Genomic DNA, 21,078 nt, shown 5'->3' with positions numbered 1-21,078 from the left:
CGCTAAATTCATGTGTGCGAAGAGGGTCGAGGTCTGCCACGGTCAGCGCGAAACATGACCTGCGTGCAACCACAAACCCTCGGATCTGCCTGCTGTGTGCAGTGCATCCGCTTTGTACAGTGCAGTGGACGGCGGCAGTCTGCCAGCCGTCACATCAACAGGTGCTACCGCGTACCGCTTTGATAAATGCCTGAACCTTTGCGTGATCCTTGATGCCCTTGCTCGCCTCTACCCCGCCGCTGACATCCACGGCATAAGGCCGGACGCGGGCAATCGCTTCGGCGACGTTATCCGGCGTCAGACCACCCGCCAGAATGATCGGCTTGCTCAAGCCTTGCGGTATCAGTGACCAGTCAAATGCCTCCCCGGTTCCTCCGGGAACACCTTCGACATAGGTATCGAGCAGAATTGCGCTGGCGCCGGCATAAGCATCACAGGCCGCGGCGATGTCATCACCCGCCTTGACCCGCAGCGCCTTGATGTACGGGCGGTGCCAGCCTTCGCACTCGGCCGCGCTTTCATCGCCGTGAAATTGCAGCAGGTCCAGGGGCACCGCGTCGAGCAGCTCACCCAATTCGCACCGGCTTGCATTGACGAACAGGCCCACGGTGGTCACGAACGGCGGCAGCGCCTTGATGATCGAGCGCGCCTGCTGGAACGTCACCGCGCGGGGGCTTTTGGCGTAGAACACGAATCCGATGGCGTCCGCCCCGGCCTCGACGGCTGCCAACGCATCCTCTAGGCGGGTAATCCCACAGATCTTGCTGCGAACGGCTGACATGTCGACACAACTCCAAGACAAATCCGGGAAAGTCCCGGATGGTAACAAAAGCATTCGAGGGCGTCAGCCGCCAAGTTCCGAGAACCCGGTCAGGAAGTGTGGACCGATGTAACGCTCGGGCAATTCAAACTCGTCACGGTACTCGACCTGAACCAGATACAAACCGAATGGATGCGCGGTCACGCCACCGGTCCGTCGAATCCGGCTCTCAAGCACCTCTTTCATCCACTCCACCGGACGTTCTCCGGCGCCAATGGTCATCAGCACACCGGCAATGTTGCGCACCATGTGATGCAGGAAGGCGCTGGCGCGAATATCCAGCACGATCATCTTTCCGTGACGGGTAACACGCAGGTGATGCAGTTCCTTGATCGGCGACTTGGCCTGGCACTGTCCGGCGCGAAAAGCGCTGAAATCATGGGTGCCAAGCAGGTATTGAGCGGCCTCGGCCATACGCTCGACGTCCAGCGGGCGGTGGTTCCAGGTCACTTCTTCGTTCAGGTGCGCCGGACGGATCTGATCGTTGTAGATCACGTAGCGATAACGTCGGGCAATGGCCTTGAACCGCGCATGGAAATGCGCCGGCATGACCTTGGCCCAACTGACACTGACGTCGTGGGGCAAGTTGATGTTGGCGCCCATGGTCCAGGCCTTCATCGAACGCTCGACCTGGGTGTCGAAATGCACCACCTGTCCGCAGGCATGCACCCCGGCGTCGGTACGCCCTGCGCACATCAGCGAAACGGGTGAGTCGGCGACTTTGGACAAGGCGTTTTCGAGGGTTTCCTGCACGGTGAGCACCCCGGACGCCTGGCGCTGCCAGCCGCGGTAGCGCGAGCCTTTGTATTCGACGCCCAGCGCGATCCGGAAAAAGCCGTCGGCTGCCATTTCGGCGGCCGGGTTATCTATATTTGCCAAGGAGGGACAGCCTGATGATGTACCAAAGGCGGGCATTATAAGGCCGCCGGGCGGGGAAGCCAGAGAGATTCCCTTTGACTGTTCCGGCCTCTTCGCAGGCAAGCCCGCTCCCACAGGTTTTGTGAACGCCACAGAACCTTGTGGGAGCGGGCTTGCCCGCGAAGAGGCCATAGCAGACGACATCAATTCATCGCCCAAACAAAAACGGCAGCCTCAATGAGCTAATGCCGATCAGTTAAGCCACAACGCAATACGTAGCAGCTGGCGTAGCCTGCGTCCGGCTGCGCAGCAGTCGTAAAATCAGACTTCGCGGTACATCAGAGAGATCGTGCAAGCCGGATTTACGACTGCTGCGCAGCCGGACGCAGCCTTCGGCAGCTGCTACAAGGAAGGCGTAGCGTCTGGCATTAGCCTCAATGGGCTGCCGTTCTGTTTACAACCTGCCGATCATTCAAGCCAGGCGCGAAAGCATTTCCCGGGCTTCGCTCTTCTGCTCGGCGCTGCCTTCGCTTACCACCTCATTGAGGATGTCGCGAGCACCGTCGCTGTCGCCCATGTCGATATAGGCCTGAGCCAGATCGAGCTTGGTAGCGGCTTCGTCAGTGCCCGAAAGGAAGTCGAAGTCATCATCGTCGCCCAGTGCGGCATCTGCTTCGGTGAAAGTCGGTTCGCCGATGCTGTTGGACAGGCTCTCCAGCTCGGCGTTGACATCATCCAGCTCTGCCGCGAACGCATCCGGCATATCCATTTCGTCGGACAGCGACAGATCGAAATCGGCCGGTAATTCAAGGTCATCCAGCGCGACCTCAGGAGCAGCCGGGGTTTCGGCAACCGGGAAATCCTTCACGCCCTCATCCAGATCCAGCAGGAAATCGTCTTCAGCCAGTATCGCCGGCAACGGTTGCGCACCGAGATCCAGGTCGAGATCGAAGTCCGACAGATCGTCGAGGCTTTCCTTGATTTCAGTCTGCTGCTGCAACACCGACTCAAAACTCAGATCGTCGTCCAGCGGGAACTCTTCCAGGTCTGCCAGCGCCACCACTTCGGGCTCCGGCGCAAGCGCAGGTGCAGGTGCTACAGGAGTAATCGTGTCCAGATCATCCAGGCTCAGGTCGAAGGCGCTGTCGAGGTCATCCTCGAACGGCGCAGGTTCTGGCTCTGGTTCTGACGCCGGTGCTTGCGGCTCATCGAGCAACAGATCCTTGACGTATTGAGCATCCAGCTCGGCGGCAACGGCGGCGGCTGCGATACCACCGGCAGCGACCAGCGCCATGGCCGGGAAGCGGCTTTTGAGCTTTTCAACCTGGGCGAAGTTGTCGCCATTGGCCACCAACTGACGCTCCTGGCCGACGAACGCATCGCGGTCGCCTTGCTGTCCATAGACTTCCATCAGTTTCAAGCGCAAGTCGCTGCGCTTCGGCTCTTGCTTGACGCCGTCCTCCAGCAACGCGGCAGCCTGGTTCAGGCGACCGGCATTGATGTGTGACTGAGCCTGGCCCAGTACATCGTCGGAACGCTCGGCAGCCGGCGACACCAATGGCGCGGCGATCGGCGTGGTCATCACCACCGGGGCAATGACTGGCGCGGGCGCGGGAGCTGGCGTCGGTGCAGTCGCCAGCTTCACGCTTGGCGACGGAACTTCCAGGCCTTCGAAGCTGCTTTGCGGCAAGTCGAGATCGGCCGAGAACGGCTGTTCTTCGGCCAGGGCACGGGCCATGCGCTGATGCTTCTCGGCTGCTTGCCGGGCTTTGCGGCGGCGTGCCAGCAACAGCAGCAGGAGCAGCAGAATCACCGCACCGCCACCCACCAGGCCCAGCAGCACCGGATTGGTCAGCAACTCATTGAATTTCTGATCGTCGGATGCCGTCGGTGTTGCCCCAACGGGCTTCTCGGCCGGCGCCGGAGTTGCCTCGGGGGCAGGCGCTGCGGCAACCGGAGCAGGCACTGCCGCCGAGTTCGCAGCCAGCTCAGCCGACATTGCCGGCGCTGTCGCGGCCGCTGGTGCAGCCGTAGCGCCCTCGGTTTGCAACTTGGCCAGCTGGTTGTTCTTCAACTCGATCAGGCGTTGCAGCTTGTCCACCTGGCTCTGCAGGTCGGCCATGCGGCTTTTCAGTTCGGCGTTATCACGACGACTGGAGTCGAGGCTTTCCTGGGTCACCGCCAGCTTGTTGCTCAGAGCCTTGGCATCTGCGGCAGCCCCTTTGCCAGGGTTCTTGCCGGACTCGGCAGACACCAGGCTCAGCTTGTCGGTGGCCGCTTGCGCCGGAGCGCCATCGGTACGAGCGCGATGGGTGGCGTCGAGCTGTTGCTGCCCTGCCCCGGGTTTGGCCACATAACGGCGACCCTGGCGCCAGGCCTTGTTCTGTGCGGCCACTTCGGCAATCGCCTTGGCTTGCGGCAGGCCAGTGCTCTGTGCCTGGTCCGGCATGCGCAGCACCTGGCCGGTTTTCAGGCGGTTGATGTTGCCGTCGATAAAGGCATCCGGGTTCAGCGCCTGGATGGCCAGCATCGTTTGCTGGATCGAACCGCCATTACGCGCCTTCGCGGCGATTTCCCACAGGGTATCGCGCGGCGTGGTGGTGTATTGCGACGGTTTGGTCGCACCGGTGACGGGCGCGGCAACCGTTGACGTCGGTTGCGCGGCCGCTTCAGCGGTTTGCGGCGAGAATTTGGACGGATCGAGCAGCACACTGTAGTCGCGCAGCAAACGGCCGTTCGGCCACATGACCTGAACCAGGAATTTCACCATGGGTTCGGAAAGCGGCTTGCTGGAGGTCACGCGCAGGATGCTTTTGCCGCTGGCGTTGAGCACCGGGGTAAAGGTCAAGTCATTGAGAAACGCCTGGCGGTCGACACCGGCCTTGGCGAAATCTTCCGGCGAAGCCAGGCTCGGCACCACTTCGGCGGCGGTGAGTTCCTTGACATCGAGCAGCTCGATTTCCGCTACCAGCGGCTGGTTGAGCGTCGATTTCAGGGTCAACTCCCCGAGCCCGAGGGCATGCGCCATACCGGAGGACAGCGCCGAGGCGGCCGCTATTGCTAACACCAGTTTGCGAACTTGAACCATTAGCTCATCCTTAGTTTGAACATTCCTCGGCCAGCGAGAAGGTATTGACAGTCGCTGCCGTAAGGCATTGCGCGCAACGGCGAGGGTCGTCGCGCGCGATCATTTCATTGATGCCTGGCGAAGCCCCGCAGAGGGGCCCGCCTTCAACACTCCGGCAAGCATAGGCTCGCGGGGAATCATTCGACAAATTGTTGCAAAGTATCTTTTACAGCAGGTCTTTTATCAACAACTCAGCCAGCTGCACAGCGTTGAGCGCCGCGCCTTTGCGTACGTTATCTGACGTCAGCCACAGATTAAGTTCCGACGGGTCGTCAATGCCCTGGCGAACCCGACCAACGTAGACCACATCCTGGCCTACCGCATCGCCCACCGGGGTCGGGTAATCGCCGGCTTCCACCAGCTCGATGCCGGGTGCGTCTTCCAGGGCCGCATTGACTTTCCCCAGGTCGATTTCACTCGCGCACTGCAGGGTCACGCTATAGCTATCGCCAAAAAACACCGGGGCTTGAATGCAAGTGACGGAAATCTTCAATGAAGGCAGCGCCATGACCTGACGCAGCTCACGCACCAGGCGTTTTTCCAGCAGCGTATGACCTTGCTCATCCGGTTTGCCAACCTGGGCCAACAGGTTGAAGGCCATCTGCCGGTCAAAGAATTTCGGCTCCAGCGGCCGCACATTCAGCAGTTCGGCGGTTTGCCGCGCCAGCTCGCTCACGGCTTCGCGGCCCTGGGCCGATACCGCCAGGCTGGCGGTCAGGCTGATGCGCTGCAGATCGAGCAAATCCATCAGTGGCGCGAGCACCACCGCCAGGGTGGTGGCCGACGGGCTTGGGCTGCTGACCTGAAAGGGTTTTTTCAAGCCGGCCAACACCTGGGCGTTGGCCTCGGGCACGACCTGCGGCGCCTTTTCGGCCGTCAGGGCGCCGGAGAGATCGATCACCGAGCAACCGGCATCGGTCGCGCGGGAAGCAAAACTCAACGAGACCGCCGGGCCGGCCGCGAAAAATCCAAGCTGCACCTTGCTGAAGTCGAACTCATCGACCTCCCGCACCCGCACGTTCTTGCCGCGAAACGGTACCGAACTGCCGGCCGATTCGCTGCTGGCCAACAGGTGAAGAGTGCCGATCGGGAAATCGCGCTCCTCGAGAATCTGCACGAGTGTTTCGCCGACAGTACCGGTGGCGCCGATCACGGCAATATCAATGGTCTGGCTCATGGGTTTTACCTCTGGCGAAACGGGGGGAGCGGCACTTTACCGGGTGGGTGGGATACAGGCAATTCTGCCGGGCCTTGTGGTGCCTGTGATGGCCCCTTCGCGAGCAAGCCCGCTCCCACATTGACCTCATGAGCACCGGAGATCAAATGTGGGAGCGGGCTTGCCCGCGAAGAGGCCGGTATGGGCAACCAATAAACTTCAGACTGTCAGGGATAAAAAAACCCGCGCCTCTTTCAAGGCGCGGGTTCTTTCATTTCATCAACCGATCAACGCTCGAGCAGGATCCGCAGCATGCGGCGCAGCGGTTCGGCCGCGCCCCACAGCAACTGGTCGCCGACGGTGAACGCGCCGACGAACTGCGAACCCATGTTCAGCTTGCGCAGACGGCCAACCGGGATGTTCAGGGTGCCGGTGACCTTGTTAGGGCTCAGCTCCTGAATGCTGGTTTCGCGGCTGTTCGGCACCAGCTTGACCCAAGGGTTGTGCTGGCTGATCAGCCCTTCGATATCGGCGATCGGCACGTCTTTGTTCAGCTTGATGGTCAGCGCCTGGCTGTGGCAGCGCATGGCGCCGATGCGCACGCAGATGCCGTCGACCGGGATCGGGCTCTTGAAGCGACCGAGGATCTTGTTGGTCTCGGCCTGGGCCTTCCACTCTTCGCGGCTCTGACCGTTCGGCAGTTCCTTGTCGATCCACGGGATCAGGCTGCCGGCCAGCGGTACGCCGAAGTTTTCGGTCGGGTACGCGTCGCTGCGCATGGCTTCGGCCACACGGCGGTCAATGTCGAGGATCGCGCTGGCCGGATCGGCCAATTGATCGGCAACAGCGGCGTGGGTCGCGCCCATTTGCTTGATCAGTTCACGCATGTTCTGCGCGCCGGCACCGGAGGCCGCCTGATAGGTCATGGCGCTCATCCACTCCACCAGGCCAGCCTCGAACAGGCCACCGAGGCCCATCAGCATCAGGCTGACGGTGCAGTTGCCGCCGATGTAGTTCTTGGTGCCCGCATCCAGCTGCTGGTCGATCACCTTGCGGTTGACCGGATCCAGAACGATCACTGCGTCGTCCTGCATGCGCAGGCTGGAGGCGGCGTCGATCCAGTAACCCTGCCAGCCGGCTTCACGCAGCTTGGGGAAGACTTCGCTGGTATAGTCGCCACCCTGGCAGGTCAGAATCACGTCGAGGGTTTTCAGCTCTTCAATGCTGTATGCGTCCTTGAGCGGAGCAATGTCCTTGCCCACGGACGGGCCTTGGCCACCGACATTGGAAGTGGTGAAAAACACCGGCTCGATAAGATCGAAATCCTGCTCTTCCAGCATCCGCTGCATGAGCACGGAACCGACCATGCCGCGCCAACCGATCAGACCTACACGTTTCATCGCAACTACACCTTCTTGAAATGTGGGCCGCTACCTTGTCTTGAATTTGGCAGCGGGCCCGAGAGATTACAGATTCCGCAGCGCGGCGACTACTGCGTCACCCATTTCCTGCGTACCGACTTTAGTGCAACCGGCCGACCAGATGTCACCGGTGCGCAAGCCCTGATCGAGCACCAGGCTGACGGCTTTCTCGATGGCATCGGCCGCGGCCTGCTGGTTGAAGCTGTAGCGCAGCATCATCGACACCGACAAAATGGTCGCCAGCGGGTTGGCGATGCCTTTGCCCGCGATGTCCGGCGCTGAACCGTGGCACGGCTCGTACATGCCCTTGTTGTTGGTGTCCAGGGACGCCGACGGCAGCATGCCGATGGAACCGGTGAGCATCGAGGCCTGGTCGGACAGGATGTCGCCGAACATGTTGTCGGTGACGATCACGTCGAACTGCTTCGGTGCACGCACCAGCTGCATCGCGGCGTTGTCGACGTACATGTGGCTCAGTTCGACTTCAGGATAATCCTTGGCCACTTGTTCGACCACTTCACGCCACAGTTGGCTGGAGGCCAGTACGTTGGCCTTGTCCACCGAGCACAGCTTCTTGCCACGGACCATGGCCATGTCGAAACCGACACGGGCGATGCGGCGGATTTCGCTTTCGCTGTACGGCAGGGTGTCGTAGGACTGACGCTCGCCGTTTTCCAGGGTACGGGTACCGCGTGGCGCACCGAAGTAGATGCCACCGGTCAGTTCACGAACGATCAGGATATCCAGCCCGGAAACGATTTCCGGCTTCAGGCTGGAAGCCTCGGCCAGTTGCGGGTACAGGATCGCCGGACGCAGGTTGCCGAACAGGCCCAGTTGCGCACGGATCTTCAGCAGGCCGCGCTCAGGTCGGATATCACGTTCGATGGCATCCCATTTCGGGCCGCCAACGGCGCCCAGCAACACGGCGTCGGCCGCGCGGGCACGTTCCAGGGTTTCATCGGCCAGCGGCACGCCGTGCTTGTCGATGGCAGCGCCACCGATCACGTCGTGGCTCAGCTCGAAACCCAGGGCGAACTTGTCGCTGGCCAATTCCAGCACCTTGACCGCCTCGGCCATGATTTCCGGGCCAATACCGTCACCTGGGAGAATCAGAATCTGCTTGCTCATGCTTTCCTCATGTCATCAGTCGGTGCGCCCATGGACGCACCCGGAAAAATTCTATCGTTCAGCCATCAGCACCAATACATCGGTACTGAACGAACCATCGGCCTCAATCTCAAAATATTCGCGTACTTCGTTGCCCATCGACTGCTGCAATTCGCGGATCGCCGCGCGCATCACTTCAGGCGTACGCATGCGCTCGACCCAGCTGTTGTACTCCAGACGCAGGCGCTGACGCGTGGTACTGCGGGTGTGCAGCCCCGCCTCACTGACCTGGCGCAACCACTCGCCAGCGGAATAATCGCGCACATGGCTGGTGTCGCGCAGCACTTCGACGCTTTGCAGGTAAGTGTCGAACAGCGGGCTACCTGGTGACAATACGTCGACGAACGCTGCCACGCCGCCCGGTTTCAGGACTCGACGCACCTCACGCAGCGCCACGCCCAGATCACTCCAATGGTGCGCCGAATAACGGCTGAAGACGAAATCGAATTCGCCATCGGCGAACGGCAGGCGCTCGGCGGCACCGTTGACCGTGGACACATTGCTCAAGCCACGATCGACAGCGGCAGCGGTCACCACATCGAGCATCTGTTGCGACAGGTCGTAGGCCACGACTTCCTTGACCAGCGGCGCTACGTGGAAACTCACGTGACCGGCACCGCAGCCAAGGTCCAGGACCCGGGCATCGCCCTGCCCCGCCAGCTCGGCCTGTAGCAGCGCGAATTCGGTGCCTTGAGCGTGTACGGCGCTGCTCAGGTAGGCCGCGGCCTGTTCGCCGAATTGCTTCTGGACTACTTGGGTGTGCTGGGCGGTGCTGGTCATGGGGGACTTCCTTTTTGGGGTTTAGCCTGGTGTCGCCTGAACTGCCGTCTTCGCGAGCAAGCCCGCTCCCACAGGGGTTTTGTGTGCGCCACAAATCCAATGTGGGAGCGGGCTTGCTCGCGAAGAGGCCGGCCCTGACTACATCAATCTCGGATCAATCAAGCGTCGCGAAACAACCAAGGCTGGCTCGCACGATGTTTGGCTTCAAACGTCGCAATCGCATCGCCGTCCTGCAAGGTCAGGCCGATATCGTCCAGGCCGTTGAGCAGGCAGTGTTTGCGGAAGGCATCGATTTCGAAGCTCAACACCTTGCCGTCGGGGCGGGTCACGGTCTGGGCTTGCAGATCGACCTGCAACTGGTAGCCCGGATTGGCCTCGACCTGCTGGAACAGTTCGTCGACTTCGGCATCGCTCAGGATGATCGGCAGCAAGCCATTCTTGAAGCTGTTGTTGAAGAAGATGTCGGCGTAGCTCGGCGCGATGATGCTGCGGAAACCGTACTCTTCCAGCGCCCACGGCGCGTGTTCACGGCTGGAGCCGCAACCGAAGTTCTCCCGGGCCAGCAACACGCTGGCGCCCTGGTAACGTTCGGCGTTGAGGACGAAGTCCTTGTTCAGCGGACGCTTGGAGTTGTCCTGGTACGGCTGCCCCACATCCAGGTAGCGCCATTCATCGAACAGGTTCGGGCCGAAACCCGTACGCTTGATCGACTTCAGGAATTGCTTCGGAATGATCTGGTCGGTGTCGACGTTGGCACGATCCAAAGGCGCGACAAGTCCAGTGTGCTGGGTAAAAGCTTTCATGCTGCGCTCCTTAAATCAATTCACGGACGTCGACGAAACGACCGTTTACGGCAGCGGCCGCGGCCATGGCCGGGCTGACGAGGTGGGTACGACCACCGGCGCCCTGACGGCCTTCGAAGTTACGGTTGGAAGTCGAGGCGCAATGCTCGCCAGACTCCAAACGGTCCGGGTTCATCGCCAGGCACATCGAGCAACCCGGCTCGCGCCATTCGAAACCGGCTTCGAGGAAAATCTTGTCCAGGCCTTCCGATTCGGCCTGCGCCTTCACCAGACCAGAACCCGGCACGACGATGGCCTGCTTGATGGTCGAGGCCACTTTGCGACCCTTGGCAATCACGGCCGCCGCACGCAGGTCTTCGATCCGCGAGTTGGTGCAGGAACCGATGAACACGCGGTCGAGCTGAATGTCGGTGATCGCCTGGTTGGCGGTCAAACCCATGTATTTCAAGGCGCGGACGATGGAATCTCGCTTGACCAGGTCCATTTCCTTCGCAGGATCCGGCACGTTCTGGTCCACCGCCAACACCATCTCAGGCGAAGTGCCCCAGCTGACTTGCGGCTTGATCTGGGTGGCGTCGAGCTCGACAACAGTATCGAACCTGGCATCGGCGTCAGACACCAGGTCTTTCCAGGCTTCGACGGCCAGGTCCCATTCCGCGCCTTTCGGAGCGAACGGACGGCCCTTGACGTAAGCCACGGTCTTTTCGTCAGCCGCTACCAGACCTACGCGAGCACCGGCCTCGATGGACATGTTGCAGATGGTCATGCGGCCTTCGACGGACAGGTCGCGAATCGCGCTACCGGCGAATTCGATGGCGTGGCCATTACCGCCGGCGGTGCCGATCTTGCCGATCACGGCGAGGACGATGTCCTTGGCGGTCACGCCGAACGGCAATTGGCCTTCGACGCGTACCAGCATGTTTTTCATTTTCTTGGCGACCAGGCACTGGGTGGCGAGCACATGCTCGACCTCGGAAGTGCCGATACCGTGCGCCAATGCGCCGAATGCGCCGTGGGTCGAGGTATGGGAGTCGCCGCAGACCACGGTCATGCCCGGCAAGGTGGCGCCCTGCTCCGGGCCGATGACGTGGACGATGCCTTGGCGAACGTCGTTCATCTTGAACTCGACGATGCCGTATTCATCGCAGTTGTCATCGAGGGTCTGGACTTGCAGGCGCGAGACCTGGTCAACGATGGCGTCGATGCCGCCCTTGCGCTCCGGGGTGGTCGGTACGTTGTGGTCCGGGGTCGCGATGTTGGCATCGATGCGCCATGGCTTGCGCCCGGCCAGACGCAGGCCTTCAAAGGCTTGCGGCGAAGTCACTTCGTGGATGATGTGACGGTCGATGTAGATCAGCGCAGAGCCATCGTCGCGCTGCTTGACCAAATGCGAATCCCAGAGCTTGTCGTAGAGCGTTTTGCCGGCCATCAGACGGTTTCCTCATCAGCTTGTTTCTATGCCCCGGATTTTGAATGACTCAATAACCCCTTGGCTTGTGAGGCTGATCCTATGGGGTTACATTAAATAACTCAAATTCATATTTTTTATGCTTTGGATAACCAACTGGAATGCAACCATGGACCTGGCCAACCTCAATGCTTTTATTGCCATTGCCGAGACCGGAAGCTTCTCCGGCGCCGGCGAACGGCTGCACCTGACCCAGCCCGCGATCAGCAAACGCATCGCCGGGCTGGAGCAGCAATTGAAGGTGCGGTTGTTCGATCGCCTGGGGCGTGAAGTGGGCCTGACCGAGGCCGGGCGCGCCCTGCTGCCGCGGGCCTACCAGATTCTCAATGTCCTTGATGATACGCGCCGTGCCCTGACCAACCTCACGGGCGAAGTGACCGGCCGTCTGACCCTGGCCACCAGTCACCACATCGGCCTGCACCGCTTGCCTCCCTTGCTGAGGGAGTTCACCCGACGCTACCCGCAAGTGGCACTGGATATTCAGTTCCTCGATTCGGAAGTGGCCTACGAGGAAATTCTCCATGGCCGTGCCGAACTGGCGGTCATCACCCTGGCACCAGAACCCCATGCGCTGGTCAAGGCCACCCCGGTGTGGGACGACCCGTTGGATTTCGTGGTCGCCCCGGAGCATTCGTTGCTCAATAACGGCAAGGTCAGCCTGGCGGACATCGCCCGACACCCGGCGGTCTTCCCCGGCGGCAACACCTTTACCCACCACATTGTGCAGCGGCTGTTTGAAGCCCAGGGCCTGACGCCAAACATCGCCATGAGCACCAACTACCTGGAAACCATCAAGATGATGGTCTCGATCGGCCTGGCCTGGAGCGTTTTGCCGCGCACAATGCTCGATGACCAAGTGGCGCGCATACCTTTGCCGGGCATACAGCTCACTCGCCAGCTAGGCTATATCCTGCACACGGAAAGGACACTGTCGAACGCCGCGCGGGCCTTCATGGCGCTGCTGGATGCTCAACTCGATCCGCCAGGGACTCAAGGCTAGTTTGTGCTACTCCTATAGAGCCGCGAAATCCCGTGCCAAACGCCCATTCAGCCTAAGGCTTGCCAATGCCCAAATCTGTTGACCGTATTCCGCCAATGCCGCGCATACAGGCTCTTGACCCGAAAAACTCCGAGCAGAGCTGGGAAAGCGCCTCACAACTGTTGGCCGCGCTCAACGGCGCGCGCCTGGGTGCCTGGTACTGGGACATCGAGCGCGGGCAGATCAGCTGGTCCCGGGGTACGCAGGCGCTGTTCGGCTTCGATCCCCGCAAACCGTTGCCATCGGATCTGGAATACCTCGACTTGCTGCCTCCGGAAGATCGCGCGAAAACCGTTCGCGCGTTCCACGCGGTCATCGCTGGCGCGCCGCTGGAGCAAATGATGCATCACCGCATCCGCTGGCCCGATGGCAGCCTGCACTGGCTGGAAATCAGCGGCAGCCTGTTGCCGGACAAGCACGGCCGGCCACGGATGATCGGTGTGATCCGCGAGATTACCCACCAGCGTCAGCGCGAACAGGCATTGAGCAGTTCGGAAAAACGCTTCGCCACCCTGTTCCACCTGTGCCCGAACATGGTCCTGCTGACCCGCCAGGACGACGGCCTGATCTCCGAAGCCAACCAGTATTTCGAAAGCCTGTTCGGCTGGCCGGTGCAAGACGCGATCGGCCGCACCACCCTGGAGCTGGGCCTGTGGGTACATCCCGAGCAACGGGACGACCTGGTCAAGGCCACCAAGGCCAAAGGCGACCTGGTCAGCATGGAAGTGCAGTTTCGCGCCAGCAATGGCCAGGTCCACGATGGCATCCTCAGTGCGCAAAAGGTCGAGCTCGAAGGCCAGCCCTATCTACTGAGCACCTTCCTTGACACCACCGAACGCAAAGTCGCCGAACAGGCCCTCAAGGACAGCCAGGAGCGCCTCGACCTGGCTCTGGACTCGGCGCAACTCGGCACCTGGGACTGGCACATTCCCAGCGGCATGCTCTATGGATCGGCACGGGCCGCCCAACTGCACGGCCTGGACGCCAAACCCTTTCACGAGTCCTTCGACGAGTTCTTCGAAGGCGTGCCCGACGAAGAACGCGACACCATGCGCGACGCTTACCGCAGCCTGCGTGAAGGCCCGGCCGGCAACTACCAATTGACCTACCGCGTGCAATTGTCCGACGGCAGTTCGCGCTACCTGGAAAGCCGCGCCCGCCTCTACCGTGATGACAGCGGCGTGCCGGTGCGCATGGCCGGCACATTGCTCGACATCACCGACCAGGTGGAGCGCGAACAGCGGCTGGTGGCTTCCGAAGAAAAATTTGCCACGCTGTTCCAGGTCAGCCCCGATCCGATCTGCGTCACCCACCAGGACTCCGGCCAGTTCATTGAGATCAACTCCAGCTTCACCCAGACTTTCGGCTGGAGCACCGCCGATGTGATCGGCCGCAGCGCAGACGAAATCGGCCTGTGGGACGCCTCGGCAAAAAGCCTGCGGCGGATCGAACAAGTGATCCGCGAACAAGGCCTGAACAACGTGGCCATTCTGGTCCAGCACAAGGACGGACAGGCCCTGACTTGCGTGATTTCCAGCCGCCAGATCAGCGTCAGCGACCAGCCCTGCATCGTCACCACGCTGCGCGACATCACCCAGCAACAGCGCTCGGAAGCGGCGCTCAAGGCCAGTGAAGAGAAATTCGCCAAGGCGTTCCACTCCAGCCCCGACGCCATCACTATCACCGAACGCGACACCGGACGCTACCTGGAGGTCAACGACGGTTTCTGCCGCCTGACCGGCTACCGCGCCGAGGAGGTGGTGGGCCGCACGGTGTACCAGGTGGGGATCTGGGCGGAAGAAAAACAACGCTCGGCGCTGCTGGCCGAATTGCAGATCAAGGGCCGGGTTCATCACCAGGAGATGCTCGGGCGCAACAAGCGCGGCGAACTGCTCACCGTCGAAGTCTCGGTGGAACCGATCACCCTCAACGAAACCGCCTGCCTGCTGCTGACCGCACGGGACGTCAGCCTGCTGAAAAACGCCGAAGCGCAGATCCGCCACCTGGCCTACCACGACCCACTGACCAACCTGCCCAACCGCGCCTTGCTGATGGACCGCCTGAGCCAGCAGATCGCCCTGCTCAAACGGCATAACCTGCGCGGCGCGCTGATGTTCCTCGACCTCGACCACTTCAAGCACATCAACGACTCCCTCGGGCACCCGGTGGGTGACACTGTGCTGAAAATCATCACCGCGCGCCTGGAGGCCAGCGTGCGCATGGAGGACACCGTTGCGCGCCTGGGCGGTGACGAATTCGTGGTGCTGCTCAGCGGCCTCGAAGGCTCGCGCGGCGAGGTCAGCGAACAGGTTCGAGAAGTGGCCGACACCATCCGCGAACTGTTGTCCGAACCGATGTTCCTCGACGGCCAGCGCCTGCAGGTGACCCCAAGCATCGGCATTGCCCTGATCCCCGATCACGGTTCGACCCCGACCGACCTGCTCAAGCGCGCCGACATCGCGCTTTATCGCGCCAAGGACTCGGGGCGCAATACCGCGCAGATGTACCACAACACCATGCAGAAGGCCGCGAGCGAACGCCTGCGCATGGAGACTGACTTGCGCCTGGCGCTTTCCCGGGGCGAATTTCGCGTGCACTACCAACCCCAGGTCGACGCCCGGGGCGACCGCATCGTCGGTGCCGAGGCCCTGGTACGCTGGAATCATCCGGAACTCGGCGCGCAGTCCCCCAACGAGTTCATCAAAGTGCTGGAAGACAGCGGACTGATTCTGGAGGTCGGCACCTGGATCCTCGACGAGGCCTGCCAGGCCTTCAAACAGTTGATCGACCAAGGCCTGGTGAATCCGTACAAATTCAGCCTGTGCGTGAACATCAGCCCGCGCCAGTTCCGCCAGAACGATTTCGTCGAACGAATTGAAAACAGCCTGGCCAGCTATGGCCTGCCCTGCTCCTTGTTGAAGCTGGAAATCACCGAAGGCATCGTGATCCAGAACCTGGAGGACACCATCAGCAAAATGCGCCGCCTGAAAAAGCTCGGTGTGAGCTTCGCCATGGACGACTTCGGTACCGGCTATTCCTCACTGACCTACCTCAAGCGCTTACCGGTCGACACCCTGAAAATCGACCAGTCGTTCATCCGCGACGCTACCAGCGACCCGAACGACGCCGAGATCATCCGCGCCATCGTCGCCATGGCCCACAGCCTGGATTTGAAGGTGATTGCCGAAGGGGTGGAAACAGCGGAGCAGCTGGAGTTCCTGCAGGGGTTGGAGTGTCATTTCTATCAGGGGTATTTGCACAGCCAGCCGTTGCCGGTGGAAGAGTTTCAGTTGTTACTCAAGTAACAGGGAACCACTGCCACCTCCAAACCTGCACATCCTCCCTGATGCTCTGTAGCGGCCAGAAGGCCGCCACAGATCGATCCTCTATTTCCTACACGCATCCCGGAATCGTCCTCTATACCTTTAACTTCCCTGCGTTGACCCTGTGCGCCGCGCTTGGCCATGCCTGCCTTTTCACTCGGGGGCAGGAGCCATTTGCTTGTTGGCGGACGCCCAGAGCGCCTGCCTCAAGTCGTCAACAGACAGGGAAATCAAGCAATGACAGAGGGATATTTCATTCGCAAGGATGACTGGACCACCTGCGGCGGCAATATCGCCGAAAGCGTCGCGTTTCTTGCCACGCACGAACAGGTCAACATCCTGCAACCGTCGATGTACGATGACACGGGGCTGAAATGGCTGCTACGTGGCAACCATGCCTCCTACGTCACCAACTTGCCCTCTGGGGCCGCTCAAGCCATCGAGCTGACCCTGGCCAGCCAGTGCCATCCCGTCGATGACGGGCGCACCATTGGGTTTGACAACAACCCCGTTGCCAACCTGGCCGACGTCAAGCAACGCATGGCCTTCGTACTCAGAGCCGCAGAGCAGTTTGATAGCTTGTTGCATAGCGACAAACGTGAACAGATTGAGCAATCGATTCGGGATATCGCCCTAGGCGGGGGCATCCGATGAGCCTCATGCACCGCGTAGGCTGGCGGCATGGCATGTTGGCACTGTCGGTCGTATCCCTCCTGACGCTGTCGGCAATTCAAGCGTTATCGGATGAACCGGAAATCGCTCTGATGATTGACGAGCCTTGGGAAGATATGCGCCAACGCTCTAGTGCTGCCATAGATCCGGCCATTCCCGGACAGGTATCGTTCAACATTCCGAAGTCCGATGCCCGCCTGCGATTTATAGATCCCCAGTATGGTTTTGTAACTCCGCCGGCCCGGTTTTTTGTGATTGTTTATAACAAAGAGATAATCATCAGTGTCCGCATGTCCCCACAAATCGAGCCGCTGTTACTCAACGACACCCTCAAGGTCGTACTGGATCTGCAAGAGCAATGGCGTAAAGCCGGCTGGGTACCCATTCGGGTCAACGAGTTCCCATCGCTCGCCGACACGCCGCAATGGCGAGCCCAATTACGGGATGTGAACAAAGGCGGTAAAACTTATTGGCATGCGGGCAATCAGTATCAAGTGATGCTGGTGGTTAATCGCTTCAAGGATTACAGGCATCCCTCCGAGGAACGTTATCTCATCAAGCTGTCACTGGCCACGCCATGGACGAACCCTTGACCCAGGGCATCGAGCAGGCTGGCGACACAGCGTGCTTTGCAGCACCGATCTTCTTTCACCTGGTGCGCTACAGCTGGACCTGAGCGCAAAAAAAGACCCCGACAAGTCGGGGTCTTTTTGTTTTAGCCGGCCGTTTGATCAATCACAACACCCGGCATCAGGCTCGACTCAGTGTTGCAGAGCCGGCTTTTGCGTCCCGTTGATCGGGATGCGCTTGGCTTTCGCCTCTTCCGGAATCACCCGCAGCAGGTCGATGCTCAACAGACCGTTGCTCAGGCCGGCAGCCTTGATCTCGATGTGGTCCGCCAGACGGAAGGACAGTTTGAAGGCACGTTGCGCAATGCCCTGATACAGATAAGTGACGTCTTCGTTCGCGTCACGTTTGCCGCCACTGATGGTCAGCACACCCTTCTCCACTTCGAGTTCCAGATCTTCTTCCTGGAAACCCGCCGCGGCAATGACGATGCGGTATTGATCGTCGCCGTGTTTCTCCACGTTATAGGGTGGATAGCTGCTGCCTGGCTCGTTACGTAAAGCGGTCTCGAACAGGTCGTTGAAACGGTCGAAACCTACCGAGGAACGGAACAGTGGGGCCAGGGAAAATGTAGTAGCCATGATTCAAATCTCCTGAAAACAATCAGCAAGGTTTTTGTCTCCGCGACCCGAATTCGGCATCGCGTAATCCTTAGATAGGGACCGCTGATTGCATTTCAAGAGATTATTTTCTGCTTTTTTAAAAAAAGTTTCAGGCCGCTTCCGCCACCGGCAGCCCCAGCAAACGCGAGACGTTATCCAGTTCGGTCTCACGACGCAGCACGGTGAACAGCTCCACCGCCTCGGGATAATTGCGGGTCAGCATCGCCAGCCATTGCTTCAGGCGACCCGGCGACTGGCGTGGCGTCATCTGCGCCTTGGCTTGCAGCCAGAAGCCCTGGATCAACGGCAGCAGCTCGGCCCAGGTCATCTCGACCACTTCTTCACCGGCCCGCGCCGCAGCGATCTGCCGGGCAAGGTCCGGACGCGAAACCAGGCCACGACCGAGCATGATGTCTTCCACGCCGCTGATCTCGCGGCAGCGACGCCAGTCTTCGACGCTCCAGATATCGCCGTTGGCGAACACCGGCACCTTGACCACGTCCTGTACGCGCGGGATCCACTCCCAGTGCGCCGGCGGCTTGTAGCCGTCGACCTTGGTCCGCGCGTGCACCACGATGTGCTCGGCGCCACCTTCGGCCAGGGCCGTGGCACACACCAGCGAACCGTCCGGGCTGTCGAAGCCCAGGCGCATCTTGGCGGTGACAGGAATGTGCGCGGGGACGGCACGACGGACATGCTCGACGATCTGGTTGAGCAGCTCGGGCTCCTTGAGCAATACCGCGCCACCACGGGATTTGTTGACGGTCTTGGCCGGACAGCCGAAGTTCAGGTCGATCACTTCGGAACCCAACTCGCAGGCCAGCGCGGCATTTTCCGCCAGGCACACCGGATCGGAACCGAGCAGTTGCACACGCAGCGGCACGCCGGAGGCCGTCCGGGCACCGTTGAGCAACTCCGGGCCGAACTTATGGAAATAGGCAGGTGTGAGCAACTGGTCGTTGACCCGAATGAACTCGGTCACGCACCAGTCAATACCACCCACGCGGGTCAGTACATCGCGCAGGATGTCGTCGACCAATCCCTCCATGGGCGCCAAAGCAATTTGCATGAAAAACACACTCGAGGAAAAACGTGCGGCAGTTTACTGGGTTCAGAGAAAATCTGCAGAACATCGCGACCGCCTGTGGGAGCGGGCTTGCTCGCGAAAGCGGTGGATCAGCCAATATCATCTCTGATGACAGACCGCCTTCGCGAGCAAGCCCGCTCCCACATGAGATCAGGGTTGTACCAACTCCTGCGCCCGGATCGCCGGGCCATAGCCCTCGATGAATTCTGCCGGCATGCGCTTGGGCTTGCCGGTGGACAGCTCGATGCAGACGAACGTGGTCTGCGCGCGCAATAGCGTGGTGTTGTCGCTGGGGCGGATCAACTGGAAGTGCCGGGTCATTTTCAGGCGCTGGTCCCAATCGACGATCCAGGTCGCCAATTGCAACTCATCGTCCTCATAGGCTGCCGCCAGGTAATCGATCTCGTGCCGCACCACCGCCATCGCCCGGTCCAGCCGCCGGTATTCGACCAGGTCCAGGCCCAGGCGCTGGGAGTGGCGCCAGGCACAGCGTTCGAGCCAGGTCACGTAGACCGCGTTGTTCGCGTGCCCCAACCCGTCAATGTCCTCGGCGCTCACTTGCAGATCAATGATGAACGGCGTTTCCCGATCCCAGCCCATGCCCGACTCCCTGGTCAGATAATTTCGACCGAGGCAGTGTAACGGAAGCTCAGGCGGATTGGCGCGATTGCAGACTGCGCCCGGCCAGCAGTGATAACACGCCATCAATCACCCTGGGGTCGGCCAACACCCGCTGATGACCACCGTCTTTCAAACGCAACAAGCGGCTGTCGAACCAGGCCTCGTGAATCAGCCGGGATTCCTTCACAGGGACCAGGTTGTCGTCTTCGGCATGGACAATCAGGCCGGGCATGTCGAGTTGATAGTGCGCGACATCCAGCGTCGCGGCTCGCATGCCGACGTCTTGTTCGACCTGGCGAATGAATGCCGAGCGGGCTTTCGGTGGCAGCCCGACATAGCGGGCAAAACCACGCAACACGCCAAGAATCCGCGCCGGAGCGGCAATGGTGACCAGGGTTTCGGTGCGCAGGCCCAACTGAACCGCGAGCATGGCACTGGCGCCGCCCATGGAGTGGCCGATGACCGCTTGCAGGGGGGGCAGTTCGGCAGCCGCTTCAAGCATGGCGCGGGCGAACAGCACCACATTCGCTTCGCTGCCCGGCGAGCGACCGTGGGCCGGACCATCCAGGGCCACGACCGAGTAACCGGCATCGACCAGCGCGGTGATCAGGCTGGCAAACTGCGTCGGCCGCCCTTCCCAACCATGCATCAGCAAGACTGCCGGGCCCTGGCCCCAACGCAGGACCGAGAGGCCGAAACGCAGGGTGATCCGCTCGGACTTGGCCAACAGTGGCAGCTCCCAGTCACGCAGCGGCAGATCCCGTGGCGTCATGAACGCCTGTCGCATTTTGCTTGCGACCAGTTTCGGGGCAAACCAGCCCAAGGTGCCATTAACGCCACGAACCCACTTTAACGCGCTCATCGCATTCTCCTCAGGCCGCAGCCTTCAGGTCAACGCACTGCCGATTTGGCGGCGCGCAGTAATCGATCGGACAACTCTCCCGGCCCCAGCGCCCGCGCCAGAGCCAACCCACCCACCATCAAGGCCATGTCGGCCAGGGCTTTTTCGGTGTCTTCAGGACTGGCCGCCAACTGCGCGACCATCAATTCCACATGCTCATTGAGCGCGGCACGAAACGCTTCCGGCAGCCGCCCCAGTTCGCCGACCGATGCAGGGATCGGGCAGGCCGATTCGGAGGAATCACGGTGCTTGCGCGAAAGATAGAACGCTGCCACCAGCGCGCGGCGCTCTTCACCCGTCAACTGCGCATCCATATCGGCAATCAGGTCGCGGCGGTGACCGAGCAATTGCCTGAACGCCTCGAGCATCATCGCGTCCTTGCTTTCGAAGTGTGCGTAGAAGCCGCCGACCGTCAGGCCCGCCGCACCCATCACTTCGCCCACACTTGGCTCGGCCGGGCCGCGCTGAATCAGCGCTGCGCTGGCAGCCTTGAGGATGCGTTCGCGGGTTTGAGCTTTTTTATCGTTCATCGTCGCCTCCGAATATTACGATTGAAATATTATTCTCATAATAAATTTTAGCAAGTCATGGGTGTGACCGCTGGTC

Annotated in this window: 18 protein-coding genes; 4 read left to right on the top strand and 14 right to left on the bottom strand. The window is 60.9% G+C overall.

Going from position 1 to position 21,078, the window contains the following annotated elements; genetic code table 11:
• Window positions 1-154 precede the first annotated feature (154 nt).
• The 9 genes from AC07W4_RS25130 to leuC all read right to left on the bottom strand — a co-directional run bounded on the left by AC07W4_RS25130 (window position 155) and on the right by leuC (window position 11,561).
• Entirely contained in the window at window positions 155-781 is a 627-nt protein-coding gene (locus AC07W4_RS25130; protein ID WP_495034374.1) for a phosphoribosylanthranilate isomerase, read from the bottom strand.
• A 63-nt stretch (window positions 782-844) separates the two neighbouring features.
• Window positions 845-1,669 carry a tRNA pseudouridine(38-40) synthase TruA gene (gene truA / locus AC07W4_RS25125; RefSeq protein ID WP_032829430.1) on the bottom strand — a complete coding sequence of 275 codons (825 nt, stop codon included), beginning with the start codon at window positions 1,667-1,669 and terminating at the stop codon, window positions 845-847.
• A 481-nt stretch (window positions 1,670-2,150) separates the two neighbouring features.
• Window positions 2,151-4,766, bottom strand: a complete 2,616-nt coding sequence (locus AC07W4_RS25120; protein ID WP_495034373.1) for a motility hub landmark protein FimV — start codon at window positions 4,764-4,766, stop codon at window positions 2,151-2,153.
• A gap of 205 nt (window positions 4,767-4,971) precedes the next feature.
• The gene (locus tag AC07W4_RS25115; RefSeq protein ID WP_495034372.1) at window positions 4,972-5,982 is read right to left on the bottom strand and encodes an aspartate-semialdehyde dehydrogenase; all 1,011 of its coding nucleotides are present in this window, start codon (window positions 5,980-5,982) and stop codon (window positions 4,972-4,974) included.
• A 266-nt stretch (window positions 5,983-6,248) separates the two neighbouring features.
• On the bottom strand, window positions 6,249-7,361 hold the full coding sequence (asd, locus tag AC07W4_RS25110) for an aspartate-semialdehyde dehydrogenase (RefSeq protein WP_007975660.1): 1,113 nt from the start codon (window positions 7,359-7,361) through the stop codon (window positions 6,249-6,251).
• Between the two features lie 66 nt (window positions 7,362-7,427).
• The gene (leuB, locus tag AC07W4_RS25105) at window positions 7,428-8,510 is read right to left on the bottom strand and encodes a 3-isopropylmalate dehydrogenase (protein WP_056722174.1); all 1,083 of its coding nucleotides are present in this window, start codon (window positions 8,508-8,510) and stop codon (window positions 7,428-7,430) included.
• A gap of 51 nt (window positions 8,511-8,561) precedes the next feature.
• Window positions 8,562-9,329, bottom strand: coding sequence for a class I SAM-dependent methyltransferase (locus tag AC07W4_RS25100; protein ID WP_495034371.1), 768 nt, complete (start codon window positions 9,327-9,329; stop codon window positions 8,562-8,564).
• A gap of 158 nt (window positions 9,330-9,487) precedes the next feature.
• A complete protein-coding gene (leuD, locus tag AC07W4_RS25095; protein ID WP_103395076.1) occupies window positions 9,488-10,132 on the bottom strand; it encodes a 3-isopropylmalate dehydratase small subunit in 645 nt (214 codons plus the stop codon).
• 10 nt (window positions 10,133-10,142) lie between these two features.
• Entirely contained in the window at window positions 10,143-11,561 is a 1,419-nt protein-coding gene (gene leuC / locus AC07W4_RS25090; RefSeq protein WP_495034370.1) for a 3-isopropylmalate dehydratase large subunit, read from the bottom strand.
• Between the two features lie 148 nt (window positions 11,562-11,709).
• Between leuC and AC07W4_RS25085 the strand changes: the two genes are divergently transcribed.
• The 4 genes from AC07W4_RS25085 to AC07W4_RS25070 all read left to right on the top strand — a co-directional run bounded on the left by AC07W4_RS25085 (window position 11,710) and on the right by AC07W4_RS25070 (window position 17,227).
• Entirely contained in the window at window positions 11,710-12,600 is an 891-nt protein-coding gene (locus AC07W4_RS25085; RefSeq protein ID WP_008047336.1) for a LysR family transcriptional regulator, read from the top strand.
• A 65-nt stretch (window positions 12,601-12,665) separates the two neighbouring features.
• Window positions 12,666-15,944: a PAS domain S-box protein gene (locus tag AC07W4_RS25080; RefSeq protein WP_495034369.1), complete on the top strand. Its 3,279-nt coding sequence runs from the start codon at window positions 12,666-12,668 to the stop codon at window positions 15,942-15,944.
• A gap of 255 nt (window positions 15,945-16,199) precedes the next feature.
• Entirely contained in the window at window positions 16,200-16,616 is a 417-nt protein-coding gene (locus AC07W4_RS25075) for a DUF2515 family protein (protein WP_495034368.1), read from the top strand.
• Window positions 16,613-17,227 carry a hypothetical protein gene (locus tag AC07W4_RS25070; protein ID WP_008050846.1) on the top strand — a complete coding sequence of 205 codons (615 nt, stop codon included), beginning with the start codon at window positions 16,613-16,615 and terminating at the stop codon, window positions 17,225-17,227. The genes AC07W4_RS25075 and AC07W4_RS25070 overlap by 4 nt, the downstream gene beginning before the upstream one ends.
• Window positions 17,228-17,395: 168 nt before the next feature.
• Here the strand turns inward: AC07W4_RS25070 and AC07W4_RS25065 are convergent, their stop codons facing one another.
• The 5 genes from AC07W4_RS25065 to AC07W4_RS25045 all read right to left on the bottom strand — a co-directional run bounded on the left by AC07W4_RS25065 (window position 17,396) and on the right by AC07W4_RS25045 (window position 21,002).
• A complete protein-coding gene (locus tag AC07W4_RS25065; protein ID WP_007986945.1) occupies window positions 17,396-17,842 on the bottom strand; it encodes an Hsp20 family protein in 447 nt (148 codons plus the stop codon).
• A 130-nt stretch (window positions 17,843-17,972) separates the two neighbouring features.
• The gene (locus AC07W4_RS25060) at window positions 17,973-18,932 is read right to left on the bottom strand and encodes a tRNA dihydrouridine synthase (RefSeq protein ID WP_495034367.1); all 960 of its coding nucleotides are present in this window, start codon (window positions 18,930-18,932) and stop codon (window positions 17,973-17,975) included.
• 168 nt (window positions 18,933-19,100) lie between these two features.
• Complete coding sequence (locus AC07W4_RS25055) at window positions 19,101-19,550, bottom strand: acyl-CoA thioesterase (protein WP_495034366.1); 450 nt, start codon at window positions 19,548-19,550, stop codon at window positions 19,101-19,103.
• 49 nt (window positions 19,551-19,599) lie between these two features.
• Complete coding sequence (locus AC07W4_RS25050) at window positions 19,600-20,433, bottom strand: alpha/beta fold hydrolase (RefSeq protein ID WP_495034365.1); 834 nt, start codon at window positions 20,431-20,433, stop codon at window positions 19,600-19,602.
• 29 nt (window positions 20,434-20,462) lie between these two features.
• A complete protein-coding gene (locus AC07W4_RS25045; RefSeq protein ID WP_495034364.1) occupies window positions 20,463-21,002 on the bottom strand; it encodes a TetR/AcrR family transcriptional regulator in 540 nt (179 codons plus the stop codon).
• Between the last annotated feature and the right edge of the window lie 76 nt (window positions 21,003-21,078).

This window comes from Pseudomonas sp. GW821-FHT02A08, assembly GCF_059422045.1.
This window is presented reverse-complemented; position numbering and strand designations above follow the sequence as displayed.